The organism is Halobacillus sp. A1 (genome assembly GCF_024189295.1).
In the GTDB taxonomy this organism is placed as follows: domain Bacteria; phylum Bacillota; class Bacilli; order Bacillales; family Halobacillaceae; genus Halobacillus_A.
Window position 1 is genome coordinate 113214 of sequence record NZ_JAIZEN010000010.1, and the last position, 13205, is coordinate 126418.

Here is a 13205-nt window from a genome sequence, read left to right on the forward strand (position 1 = left end):
ATATTCCTTTTCATTTTCGGCGAAAATGTTCGTAAGAAATGAGGAGGGAAATTCGATGAAAGCAGGTCGTTTAAAACAAATCTTATTATTGACGGATGGCTGCTCAAACTACGGAGAGGATCCTGTAGCTGTAGCGGCATTAGCTAGAAATCAGGGGGTCACTGTCAATGTGATCGGAGTACTTGATGATCAACAGAGGGGGGAACCACAAGGACTTAAGGAAGTAGAGGCTATCGCCGATGCTGGAGGGGGAGTCAGCCAGATTGTCTACCAGAAGAATCTATCAGAAACGGTACAAATGGTGACGAAGCAAGCTATGAATCAAACGATTCAAGGTGTTATTAACCAAGAACTTCAGCACATTCTGGGAGAACGAAAAACTATCGAAGAGCTCCCGCCTGAACAACGAGGAGAAGTAGTGGAGATCGTTGATGATCTAGGAGAAACTTGTCAGTTGGAAGTGCTTGTCCTCGTTGACTCAAGTGCGAGTATGCACCATAAACTTCCTACAGTTAAAGAGGCTCTGGCGGATTTATCACTCAGTTTAAATGCGCGCACAGGGTCTAATGAGTTTAGTGTATATTCATTTCCGGATTCAAAACATACAATTACACAAAAAGTGGCATGGACATCAGAATTAAGTGCAATGCATGGAATTTTCCAGAGGCTGTCTAGTGGGGGCTACACGCCGACGGGTCCAGCATTGAAAGAAGCTCTCTACGCGTTTTCTAAGAAAGCGATAGTGAGAGACGAGCAGGGGGTTGTGGATCCTTATGAAGAAACCGGATTTTAATTTAGCTGCTGGTATGGCAATCCGCGGAAAATGGGGCCACCATGTCTATCACGTCGTTCGAAAATTGGGAGAAGGGGCGTGCGGAGTTGTTTATCTGTGTCAAAAGAATGGGGTGTTATATGCACTGAAAGTAGGGACCGAAAGCTCCAGGCTTATGCTTGAAGTGAATATGCTTAAGAAATTCAGTAAGGTCCAGGGAGTGAAGCTTGGGCCTTCTTTTGTTGATGTTGACGATTGGATCGTCAATAACGAGACGTATCCTTTTTATGTGATGGAATTCATTGAAGGTCAGCCTTTATCTGTATTTCTTAAAGGGAAAAAGAAAGAGTGGGTCGGGATATGTGCGATGCAGCTATTAAGTGATTTGGAGCATCTGCATCGCTCAGGATACGTATTTGGAGATTTGAAAACGGATAATTTGTTAGTCGCCGACTCCAAAGTCCAATGGATTGATGTAGGAGGAGTCACGGCGATCGGACGCGCGATCAAAGAGTATACCGAATTTTATGACCGTGGATACTGGGGCTATGGGTCCCGTCGCGCCGACCCTTTGTACGATCTTTTTGCTGTTACGATGATCATGATGGAGACGGTTTACCCGAATCGGTTCGATGCGCAAAAAGATCCTAAAAAAACGTTGCAGGACAAACTCAAATCGGCTCCTTTGCCGTCCGAATATAAAAAAATCATCGCAGAATGCTGGAGAGGAAAGTACCATTCTGCCACAGAAATGAAGGAAGCTCTTGGGCAAGTGTTGATGAAAAGGGCTCAGCCTCCCAAACGTTCTTCACGAAAAAGTGTGCAGACCGATGCTTCAGAGTGGGGAGAAATGATTGGTGTGAGCGCCATTGTGCTTGCCTTCTACGGGATTTCCGCCTGGAACTTGTGGCTGTAAGTGAATACGTTGCTATTGGCATGACTACAGTGATACGATGAGTGGAGATGTGAAGGGGGAGAGCAGTCTTTTGAGAGCCGTGAATGCATTCATAAAAAAACATAATCTCATCCAGACGCATGATACAGTTGTTCTTGCGGTATCTGGCGGGCCTGATTCCCTTGCTCTCCTTCATTATTTTCATCATTTGAAACGTCATGATAACCTAAGGCTGATTGTCGCCTCTGTCGACCATGGTCTGCGGGGAGACGAATCGAAACAGGACTTGGAGTACGTGGAATCCTTGGCGAATCAATGGAATATTGAATTTAAGGGGACGTCAGTAGATGTGTCCTCGTATAAGAAGGCGAACGGTTTAGGGACACAGGAAGCTGCCCGTGAGCTGAGGTATCAATTTTTTGCCGGGGTGATGGAAGAAGTGAACGCTGACAAGCTGGCATTTGGGCATCATGGAGATGATCAGGCAGAAACTATGCTGATGCAGTTCACTAGAAGCGTAATGCCTGAATCCATTCATGGCATGCCTGTAAAGCGTCCATTTGCGACCGGTTCCATTATTCGGCCATTTCTATGTGTAGAAAAGCAGGATCTGATTGATTATTGTTCGATTCATAAGCTGCAGCCCCGTTTCGATCCGTCTAACGAGCAGACGGATTACACGAGGAATTCGGTTCGTAAACATATCATGCCATTTATGAAATCGATGAATCCTAAATTGCATGAACATATGCAGCATATGAGTGAACGTGTGACAGAAGACCGAACTTTTATTGAAAATGAAGCAAAACGAGTACTTGATCAAGTAGTTTTATCGGATGGGAAAGGCGGCTCTGCGCAGTTTTTAAAATCATCTTTTCAAAAGTATCCCCTTGCTTTACAAAGGAAGTCCTTTCATCTAATATTAAACTATCTGTATGGTAATCAAATTGAAGAGATCTCTTATTTACATGAAGAGATGTTTTTTCACCTTTTACAAGAGCAAAAACCTAACGCAAGTCTGGATTTTCCGCAGGGGTTAAAAGTAATTCGTGCTTATGATGACATCACTTTTACTTTTTCATCAACTAAAGGAAATTCGGCGTTTTCAAAAACACTTTACATAGGGCAGCAAGTTTCACTTCCTGATGGTTCAATAATCTCATTAGAAGCGGGAGAGTGCTTCAGTGAGCAAGGTAAACATGTTTACGTTTGTGATTCTAATCACGTAACCTTGCCGCTGACCGTACGTACTCGAAAACCTGGTGATCGAATGATACTTAGAGGAATGAATGGGTCCAAGAAGGTAAAAGATATTTTTATCGATGAAAAGATCCCTGCACAATTGCGTGACACATGGCCTCTTGTAACGGATCAAGAGGGCCGGATCCTATGGCTGGCTGGTTTAAAAAAAGGTGAGGGGTGTACTGGGGACCCTTCTGGTACATGGCTTCGATTACAATATAAAAAATAACAGAGTACGTAGGAGGAGCTTTCATGCACAACGAAATTGAGAAGATCTTAATTTCTGAAGATGAGATTCAACAGAAATGTAAGGAGCTGGGAGAGCAGCTCACAAAAGAATATGATGGTCGCTTTCCTTTGGCTATCGGTGTCCTAAAAGGGGCAATGCCTTTCATGGGAGATCTTTTAAAGCGAATGGAAACGCACCTGGAAATGGATTTTATGGACGTTTCCAGTTACGATGGCGGTATGAGGTCGACAGGTGAGGTTAAAATCGTTAAAGACCTTGATACGCAAGTGGAAGGCAGAGATTTGATCATCGTTGAGGATATCATCGATAGTGGATTGACTTTGAGTTATTTAGTGGACTTATTTAAGTATCGTAAAGCTAAATCGATCAAAATCGTAACATTACTTGATAAGCCTGAAGGCAGAACTTCCCATATTAAAGCGGATACGATAGGTTTTGAAGTTCCTGACGAGTTCGTAGTGGGATATGGATTGGATTATAATGAAAAGTACCGTAATCTGCCGTATATTGGTGTACTGAAACCAGAAGTGTATGGTGGCTGATGCAATCATTACTAGTGCTTTCTAGAAACGTGTCAATCGCAAGGGTAATTAGTTGTGTGTTCCGTTTTTCGTGTGATAACATTTACTATAGTTTTTCTCGCTTGGGAGGAGGTAGGCAATGAACCGGATATTTCGTAACACCATATTTTACTTACTGATCTTCCTCGTAGTAATCGGCGTAGTCGGTCTATTCAGAGGTCAAGGTGAGCCAGAACAAACATTGAATGTGAACGAATTTTACGATAAATTGAACAACGGTGAAATCGAAGAAATGACGATGCAGCCTGTCAATGGAGTAATTCGTATCACAGGTTCCGAAGCTGGAAGTGAAGAAGGAGAACAATTCACAGCGAAAATTCCTGCTAACGATCAAATTGTTACAGACGTGAGCCAGTTGGCTCAAGAACAAAGTATTTTAACAGTTGAAGAAGAAGAGCAGCCGAGTGTTTGGGTGACTGTACTGACATCCATCATTCCTTTTGTAATTATATTCATCCTGTTCATCTTCTTACTTAACCAGGCTCAGGGCGGCGGTAGTCGTGTCATGAACTTTGGTAAGAGTAAAGCGAAGATGTACAGCGAAGAGAAGAAGAAAGTTCGTTTCAAAGACGTGGCAGGTGCAGATGAGGAGAAACAAGAGCTTGTGGAGGTCGTTGACTTCCTGAAAGACCCTCGTAAATTCTCAGCTGTTGGTGCCCGTATTCCTAAAGGGGTTCTGCTTGTAGGACCACCAGGTACAGGTAAGACACTACTTGCGAGAGCTGTCGCCGGAGAAGCAGGCGTACCGTTTTTCTCCATCAGTGGTTCAGACTTCGTGGAAATGTTCGTAGGTGTCGGTGCTTCTCGTGTACGTGACCTTTTCGAAAATGCGAAAAAGAACGCTCCATGTATCATCTTTATTGATGAGATCGATGCTGTAGGACGTCAGCGTGGCGCAGGTTTAGGCGGAGGTCACGATGAACGTGAACAGACGCTGAACCAGCTTCTTGTAGAAATGGATGGTTTCGGTGCTAATGAAGGAATCATTATGATTGCCGCAACTAACCGTCCTGATATTCTTGACCCGGCCTTATTGCGTCCGGGACGTTTCGACCGTCAAATCACTGTGGATCGTCCAGATGTGAAAGGGCGTCAAGCTGTGCTTGGAGTTCATGCTAGAGATAAACCTCTATCTGATAATGTCGACCTAAAAACGATCGCTCTTCGTACACCTGGTTTTTCAGGAGCGGATCTTGAGAACTTGCTGAACGAAGCGGCGCTAGTTGCTGCGCGTTCTGACAGTAAGAGCATTGAAATGGAACATGTGGACGAAGCCATTGACCGTGTCATTGCAGGACCTGCGAAGAAGAGTCGTGTCATATCGAAGAAAGAACGCAATATCGTGGCGCACCACGAGAGTGGTCATACGATAATCGGTATGGTACTTGACGATGCAGATATGGTTCATAAAGTGACCATCGTTCCACGTGGACAAGCAGGCGGATATGCAGTCATGCTTCCTCGTGAAGATCGTTACTTCATGACAAAACCAGAACTGCTTGATAAGATCACCGGTTTACTAGGTGGTCGTGTAGCTGAGGAGATCATGTTCGGTGAAGTATCGACTGGTGCTCACAATGACTTCCAGCGTGCCACGTCCATCGCTCGTAAGATGGTGACTGAATATGGAATGAGTGAGAAGCTCGGACCGCTTCAATTCGGTCAAAATTCCGGCGGACAAGTTTTCTTAGGCCGCGATATTCAAAACGAACAAAATTACAGTGACCAGATCGCATATGATATTGATACAGAAGTACAGAAGTTCATCACGGACAGCTATGCTCGTGCGAAGGAAATCCTGACTGAAAACAAAGATAAACTTGAGCTAGTAGCAAATACACTGTTAGAAGTGGAAACGCTGGATGCTACTCAAATTGAATCTCTTTTCAATAAAGGACGCCTGCCGACGGACGAAGAGCTTGAAGAAATTGCTATTGAAAACAATAAGCAGCTTAAAGCTAATCAACAGGAGCAAAAAGAAATTGATGAGCGTCAAGAGAACAACGATAATCTTGTACGTGTCAATATGAAAGCGAAAGACGAAAACAATGAAAAAGAGTCGTCTACAAGTAAAGATAAAGATTCAGAAGAAAAAACTCCTGATTCTCAAAAAGAGGATAAGGACGAGTCAGACGACAATAAACGCACGTAATGAATGATTAAAAGGGGTTGTCCTAAAAGTCTAAAAACAGACTTTTATGGACAGCCTTTTTTTGGTTTTACATCATTGGCAGGCCCATTAGATGGAGCTTGGATGGTTGAGAAACAAGCGGGAGATCAGAACGGTGTTATTAATTTTTAACATATCGTTAAGTGGTTTAATATACGTGACTCAAGCCCTTGATTTTTCTGTAGGTTAGTCACATTTGAAAATGATGTTTGGGCTGCTATTTACTTTCCTGAACCAAGCGTTTGGTTTCCCATCGTTACGCTTACATGTGATATGATGGAAGCCGAAGGAAATGAAACAGGGGGCTCTATGTATGATTTTTGTACTTGATGTGGGAAACACAAATACAGTGCTGGGCGTATTCGACAACAATGAATTGAACTATCAATGGCGAATTAAAACAGATCGATATAAAACAGAAGACGAGTATGGAATGCTGATCAAGTCCTTGTTCGAGCATGAGGGTTTATTTTTTCAAGATATAGACGGAGTCATTATTTCTTCTGTTGTACCTCCTATCATGTTTTCTCTTGAGCGGATGTCCCGTTACTATTTTAAGAAATCTCCGATGATTATCGGTGAGCATAAAGTTGATGCCGGGCTGGCTATGAAATATCCTCATCCCAATGAGATTGGTGCTGACCGGATTGTAAACGCCGTAGGGGCAATTGAAGAATATGGTACACCCCTCGTCATCATAGATTTTGGTACAGCTACTACCTATTGCTATGTAAATGAAAACGGGGAGTATGTAGGAGGAGCGATTGCGCCCGGGATCAATATTTCAATGGAAGCCTTATATGCTAAAGCAGCTAAGCTCCCGAAGATCGAAATCAAGAACCCGGATAATGTAATAGGCTCGTCCACGGTTGAAGCTATGCAATCTGGTGTATATTATGGATATGTCGGTCAAGTCGATGAAGTGGTTCGGAGAATGAAAGAGAACTCGAGTTCAACTCCGACAGTCATTGCTACTGGAGGGTTATCTACACTGATTGCGGATGAGTCCAGAACAATTGATGTAGTGGATCCTTATTTAACGTTAAAAGGGTTGAACAAAATATATCAAAACAACAAAGATAATCAAGCATTCAAAGGAGAAGGATGATTTATGTCAGACTATTTAGTGCGTGCTATCGGGTATGAAGGTCAAGTTCGTGCCTATGCTATCCAATCAACTGAAACTGTGGAAGAAGCTAGAAGAAGACAGGACTCCTGGGCTACCGCATCTGCAGCATTAGGTCGTACTCTTACGATCAGCACAATGATGGGTGCTATGCTGAAAGGAGAAGATAAACTTACGGTCAAAGTAGAAGGCGATGGACCTATCGGAGCGATCATCGCTGATGCGAACCCTAAAGGGCAGGTGCGGGGCTACTTGAAAAATCCTCATGTCGATTTTGATCTGAACGACAAAGGAAAATTGGATGTAGCTCAAGCGGTAGGGACAAGCGGAACTCTCAGCATTGTAAAGGATTTAGGGATGAGAGACCATTTTACAGGGCAAGTGCCGATTGTATCCGGTGAAATCAGCGAAGATTTCACGTACTATTTTGCAAATTCAGAGCAAGTGCCTTCTGCAGTAGGAGCAGGCGTGCTCGTAAATACAGACCATACCATTCTTGCAGCAGGCGGTTTCATTATTCAAATGATGCCTGGAGCTGATGATGAAACGACGAGCGCCATTGAAAAGCGATTAACGGAAATCCCGCCGATTTCCACAATGGTCCGTGACGGTAAATCACCTGAAGAGATATTGGAAGCTCTTGTCGGCAAAGATCAACTGAAAATTCTTGATACTATGCCTGTAGAGTTCAATTGTCATTGTTCAAGAGAGCGAGTGGAAATGGCAATTTCAAGCCTCGGAGACGAAGAAATACAACGAATGATTGAAGAAGATCAAGGCGCAGAGGCGAAATGTCATTTCTGCAACGAAGCCTATAACTTTGATGAAAAAGATTTAAAAGAGCTGCAATCGAGCTCACAGCAATAAAATAACCCATTCTCCGAAGAGCGAATCCAGTCCCCACTTGTTTCGCTCTTCTTTTGTCGGGGAAACGTTTTAAATAGAAAGAATCGTTTGACAATATTGTCCTGATTGCGTACATTAGAGTTAAATCCTATAAAAATACTTGGTTTTAGGAGTGAAATGATGAGAATAGCTAATAATGTAAGTGAATTAGTAGGGCAGACCCCTATGGTGAAACTGAACAGAAGCGCAGATGAAAACAGTGCGGACATTTATTTGAAATTGGAATTTATGAACCCGGGAAGCTCTGTTAAAGACCGTATCGCTTTATCTATGATTGAAGCTGCCGAAGAATCTGGTGACTTGAAAGATGGAGATACGATCGTTGAGCCGACAAGTGGGAATACAGGAATTGGTCTTGCTATGATCGCTGCTTCTAAGGGTTATCGTACAGTGCTTGTCATGCCGGATACGATGAGCCAGGAGCGCCGGAACTTACTCCGTGCTTATGGAGCAGAGCTTGTACTAACGCCAGGTGCGGATGGTATGAAGGGTGCAATCAAAAAAGCTTCAGAGCTGCAAACGCAGCATGGTTACTATATGCCTCAGCAGTTCAATAATCAGGCGAACGTGGCTGTTCACGAAAAAACGACAGGTCCTGAAATCGTTGAACAAATGGGCGATCAGCTGGATGCTTTTGTATCAGGAATCGGTACAGGTGGAACCATTACCGGAGCCGGTAAAGTTCTAAAAGAAAAGTATCCAGAAATTAAAATTTACGCTGTGGAACCGGACGCTTCCCCGGTCCTATCCGGCGGAGATCCTGGTCCTCATAAAATCCAGGGCATCGGTGCTGGATTCGTACCGGGAATTCTGAATACAGAAATTTATGATGCAGTTGAGCAGGTGTCTACAGAAGAAGCCTACGCGGCTGCTCGCGAGGCTGCAAGAAAAGACGGAATTCTTGGAGGCGTTTCTTCAGGTGCTGCCATCCACGCTGCTAAAAAGATAGCTAAGGAATTAGGAAAAGGTAAAAAAGTGGTAGCGATCATTCCTAGTAATGGAGAAAGATACTTGTCGACACCTCTTTACCAATTCGAAGAAGAATAATGAGATAAAGAAAAGCTGTGCTCTTATAAGGGCACAGCTTTTTTGTTTTTTAAAGGGAGGATGGTGTAAAATAAGGAAATAATCATTGAGCGAAAAGAGGATTTTTATGTGTTTTAAACTAGTGACTCAAAGTAAAACGTATAGATTGGAAGAAGAAAGTATAGTGATGGGAATTTTAAATATCACTCCGGATTCTTTTTCAGATGGAGGAAGGTTTACACATGTGGAGGCGGCAATTGAGCAGGCTGTGCAAATGGAAAAGGATGGGGCGCATATTATTGATATCGGCGGAGAATCTACCCGACCTGGTCATAAGCCCGTTTCTGCAAAAGAGGAACTGGGTAGAGTCCTGCCTGTCATTGATGCCCTCAAAGAACGAATTTCAATCCCTATTTCCATTGATACGTTCAAGTCGGATGTGGCAGAAAAGGCAATTGAAACCGGGGCAGAGATCATCAATGATGTATGGGGAGCAAAAGCCGACCCTGAAATCGCAAAAGTGGCCGCACGTCATAATGTTCCGATTATCTTAATGCATAATCGGAATAATAAAGATTACAACTCGTTGATTGCAGATATGAAACAGGATTTGCGCGAAAGCATTGAGATCGCTAAGCAAGCAGGAGTCCAGGATGAGCATATTATCCTTGATCCTGGGGTAGGATTTGCAAAAAATGCAGATGATAATTTACTTGTAATGAGAGAACTCGATCAGTTTCAAGAGTTAGGATATCCCTTATTATTAGGCACGTCACGGAAGTCTTTTATAGGGAAAGTTCTTGATTTGCCTGTAGAGGAGCGAATGGAAGGTACAGGAGCAACAGTTTGTCTAGGTATAGCGAAAGGTGTCCAAATCGTAAGGGTGCACGATGTTAAAGCGATCACCCGTATGACTAAAATGATGGATGCCATGATAGGGAGGACAAAATAAATGGATCAAATCAACTTAAATGGAATGGAATTTTGGGGATATCACGGACTTTTTCCTGAGGAAAATAAATTAGGGCAGAGATTTTATGTGGATCTGGAGTTGGAACTTGATTTAAAACCAGCAGGTGGATCAGACGATATGGACGAGTCGATCAATTATGGGGATGTTTACGAAGCGGCTAAATCTATAGTTGAAGGCGAGCCGAAGAATTTAGTTGAAGCGGTAGCTGAGAATCTGGCTGGCGAGCTGCTTCAGCAATTTCATTTATTAGATGCTTGTCGTGTAAAAGTAACTAAGCCTGACCCTCCGATTCCCGGACATTACAAATCAGTGGCTATCGATATATACAGGAGTCGAAAAGATGACTAAGGTCTATATTGCATTAGGATCAAATTTAGATGAACGTCACCAGTACTTAGCCGACGCTATTGAAGAATTGAAGCAGCACAAAGAAATTATAATCACCCTACAATCAGAAATCTATGAGACCGCCCCTGTTGGGTATACTGATCAAAATGACTTTTTAAATATGGTAGTTGAGGCAGAAACGGAGCTCAGTCCTCTGGACCTGCTTGATTACTGTCAGGGGATTGAACGGGAATTAGGGAGAAAACGAGTGGTTAAATGGGGGCCTAGAACAATAGACCTTGACATTTTACTCTATAATCAAGAAAATATTAAAGATGAACGTTTATCAATTCCGCATCCTCATATGCATGAAAGAGCATTTGTGATGGTGCCTTTAGCAGAATTGAATCCCGCTGTCCATATTACATCGGTCAATCAACAGGCACAGGAAATTGTGGCCCGAATGCCGAAGGATGAATTGAAAAAGGTTCGGATTTGGAAGCGAGACTGACAGCAATCATTTTTATCAAGTAAATTCAGAACATAGATTGGGATTAAATCTTATTTAATGGATTGCACCATGTTTCAAATAGAGGAAATCGAAATTCTAAACAGGTCGTATTGGCTCAGGTGGCCGGCGCTTGTAATTTAACTTTTGCCTAACGGTTAAAGAATTTGGGTGCCGAAGTGGTCAGTGATAAGGGGATTGAGTAGCGATCATAGAGATGCGTAAGCACACATTATGGTATGTAAAAGGTCTAAAAGGCAACGGCCTTCTATGTAATCGTATCAACGCAGTGGAAACTAGTGAAAAAATGTTTGGAATTCTTTATGAATTCGCTGACTATGTAGAAGAGAGTATAAAGGTATCATAAGCGTACTGGCCGTTGACACCTATGAAGGACTTTTCTATACTAAACGATAGTTACAATACTGCCAGTCGTCTGCTGGCAGTTTTTATTTTCGGAACCAGCGTTTTATATAAAAACTTTTATAAGAATGGAGTGATGATCATGTCCGAAGAACTCAATGACCAAATGCAGGTGAGACGGGAGAAGTTGAATTCATATCGTGAGAAGGGACTCGACCCTTTTGGAAGTAAATTCGAACGAACGGCTTTAGCTGAAGAATTGACTGCTCAATATGATGAATTTACTAAAGAAGAGTTAGAGGAGAAGCAGATTCCTGCCACAATTGCTGGTCGAATTATGACGAAGCGAGGAAAAGGTAAAGCCGGCTTTGCGCATGTCCAGGATTTAAGCGGGCAAATTCAATTGTATGTTCGTAAAGATGCAATCGGAGAAGAGGCTTACGAAATCTTTAAATCAGCAGATATTGGAGATATCGTTGGAGTAACGGGGGAAATGTTTAAAACGAATGTAGGGGAACTTTCTGTAAAAGCGAATCAATTCGAGATTTTAACGAAATCTCTTCGTCCTTTACCTGAGAAGTTCCACGGTTTAAAAGATGTTGAGCAGCGCTATCGTCAGCGTTATTTGGATTTAATCACTAATCCTGAAAGCCGAGATACTTTTGTGATGCGCAGTAAGATCATTCAATCCATGCGCAGGTACTTAGATAACCTTGGTTTCTTAGAAGTAGAAACTCCAATGATGCACAGCATCCCCGGCGGAGCGTCTGCACGTCCTTTTGTCACTCACCATAACGCTCTGGATATGGAACTCTATATGAGGATTGCGATTGAGCTGCACTTGAAGCGGCTGATCGTCGGAGGCATGGAAAAGGTGTATGAAATTGGACGAGTTTTCCGTAACGAAGGAATTTCCACTCGTCATAACCCTGAGTTTACAATGATCGAACTGTATGAAGCCTATGCAGATTACCACGATATTATGAGCTTGACTGAGCATTTGATTGCTCATATTGCTAAAGAGGTCCTTGGTACGGCAAAAGTACAGTATGATGATCAGGAAATCGATTTAGAGCCTGAGTGGACACGTCTCCATATGGTTGATGCGGTCAAAGAGTACACTGGTGTAGATTTCTGGACAGAGATGAGTGATGAAGAAGCGAAAGCTCTCGCTAAAGAACACGGCATCGAGATTCAGGAAACTATGACGTTTGGTCATATCGTGAATGAATTTTTTGAGCAAAAGGTAGAAGAAAAACTAATCCAGCCTACTTTTGTTTATGGCCACCCTATCGAAATTTCACCTCTAGCGAAAAAGAATCCGGAAGATGCCCGGTTTACTGACCGCTTTGAGTTGTTCATTGTAGGAAGAGAACACGCTAACGCATTCTCTGAGCTTAATGATCCGATAGATCAACGTGAACGTTTTGAAGGTCAATTGAAAGAACGCGAAGAAGGAAACGACGAAGCACACCTGATGGACGACGATTTCCTGGAGTCCCTGGAATACGGAATGCCGCCAACAGGGGGCTTAGGTATAGGAGTCGATCGTCTCGTCATGCTGTTAACAAACTCAGCTTCGATACGTGATGTTCTCCTTTTCCCACAAATGAGAAACAAATAATGAAAAGCTCAAACTCCCTTCCTAACGGCCACTTTCCATTAGGAAGGGAGTTGTTTTTTAATGAACAAATGTCAGAAAAAACTTTTAATTAATAAAGTCTTGATGTGCCCTTGGATGCGTGATATATTAATAAGCGTCGCATAAAGAGCGGGCGGCAAACGAAACACATAATTAATAATTAAACGGAAAAAAAGTTGTTGACTTAAAACTTACACCGTGATATATTAATTAAGTCGCTGTTTTGAAGCGGCAAACAACATTTGATCTTTGAAAACTGAACGAACCAACCAGTACGTCAAGTCTTCTTTCTGTTAAAGAAGGAAGTAAAACAAGCACATTCGGTGTGCAAATGAGCAAGTCAAACTAACTTTTATGGAGAGTTTGATCCTGGCTCAGGACGAACGCTGGCGGCGTGCCTAATACATGCAAGTCGAGCGCAGGA

12 protein-coding genes and 1 rRNA gene are annotated in these 13205 nt (G+C 42.8%); all 13 read left to right on the forward strand.

Features of this window, described 5'->3' with window-relative positions:
- The first annotated feature begins 55 nt into the window (after positions 1 to 55).
- A complete protein-coding gene (locus LF817_RS12315; protein WP_253936123.1) occupies positions 56 to 793 on the forward strand; it encodes a VWA domain-containing protein in 738 nt (245 codons plus the stop codon).
- Positions 774 to 1688: a serine/threonine protein kinase gene (locus LF817_RS12320; RefSeq protein WP_253936124.1), complete on the forward strand. Its 915-nt coding sequence runs from the start codon at positions 774 to 776 to the stop codon at positions 1686 to 1688. The genes LF817_RS12315 and LF817_RS12320 overlap by 20 nt, the downstream gene beginning before the upstream one ends.
- A gap of 79 nt (positions 1689 to 1767) precedes the next feature.
- On the forward strand, positions 1768 to 3138 hold the full coding sequence (tilS, locus tag LF817_RS12325) for a tRNA lysidine(34) synthetase TilS (RefSeq protein WP_253936135.1): 1371 nt from the start codon (positions 1768 to 1770) through the stop codon (positions 3136 to 3138).
- 23 nt (positions 3139 to 3161) lie between these two features.
- Positions 3162 to 3701: a hypoxanthine phosphoribosyltransferase gene (gene hpt, locus LF817_RS12330; RefSeq protein ID WP_253936125.1), complete on the forward strand. Its 540-nt coding sequence runs from the start codon at positions 3162 to 3164 to the stop codon at positions 3699 to 3701.
- 118 nt (positions 3702 to 3819) lie between these two features.
- A complete protein-coding gene (gene ftsH / locus LF817_RS12335) occupies positions 3820 to 5892 on the forward strand; it encodes an ATP-dependent zinc metalloprotease FtsH (RefSeq protein ID WP_253936126.1) in 2073 nt (690 codons plus the stop codon).
- 331 nt (positions 5893 to 6223) lie between these two features.
- Positions 6224 to 7018 carry a type III pantothenate kinase gene (locus LF817_RS12340; protein ID WP_253936127.1) on the forward strand — a complete coding sequence of 265 codons (795 nt, stop codon included), beginning with the start codon at positions 6224 to 6226 and terminating at the stop codon, positions 7016 to 7018.
- Between the two features lie 3 nt (positions 7019 to 7021).
- On the forward strand, positions 7022 to 7903 hold the full coding sequence (gene hslO, locus LF817_RS12345; RefSeq protein ID WP_253936128.1) for an Hsp33 family molecular chaperone HslO: 882 nt from the start codon (positions 7022 to 7024) through the stop codon (positions 7901 to 7903).
- Between the two features lie 156 nt (positions 7904 to 8059).
- Positions 8060 to 8989, forward strand: a complete 930-nt coding sequence (gene cysK, locus LF817_RS12350; protein ID WP_305882238.1) for a cysteine synthase A — start codon at positions 8060 to 8062, stop codon at positions 8987 to 8989.
- Positions 8990 to 9095: 106 nt separating this feature from the next.
- Positions 9096 to 9920 carry a dihydropteroate synthase gene (gene folP, locus LF817_RS12355; protein ID WP_253936130.1) on the forward strand — a complete coding sequence of 275 codons (825 nt, stop codon included), beginning with the start codon at positions 9096 to 9098 and terminating at the stop codon, positions 9918 to 9920.
- Complete coding sequence (gene folB / locus LF817_RS12360; RefSeq protein ID WP_253936131.1) at positions 9921 to 10289, forward strand: dihydroneopterin aldolase; 369 nt, start codon at positions 9921 to 9923, stop codon at positions 10287 to 10289.
- Entirely contained in the window at positions 10282 to 10779 is a 498-nt protein-coding gene (gene folK, locus LF817_RS12365; RefSeq protein WP_253936132.1) for a 2-amino-4-hydroxy-6-hydroxymethyldihydropteridine diphosphokinase, read from the forward strand. Before folB ends, folK begins: the two co-directional genes overlap by 8 nt.
- Positions 10780 to 11281: 502 nt before the next feature.
- On the forward strand, positions 11282 to 12763 hold the full coding sequence (gene lysS, locus LF817_RS12370) for a lysine--tRNA ligase (RefSeq protein ID WP_253936133.1): 1482 nt from the start codon (positions 11282 to 11284) through the stop codon (positions 12761 to 12763).
- Between the two features lie 369 nt (positions 12764 to 13132).
- Positions 13133 to 13205 (forward strand): 16S ribosomal RNA (locus LF817_RS12375); the annotation flags it as partial.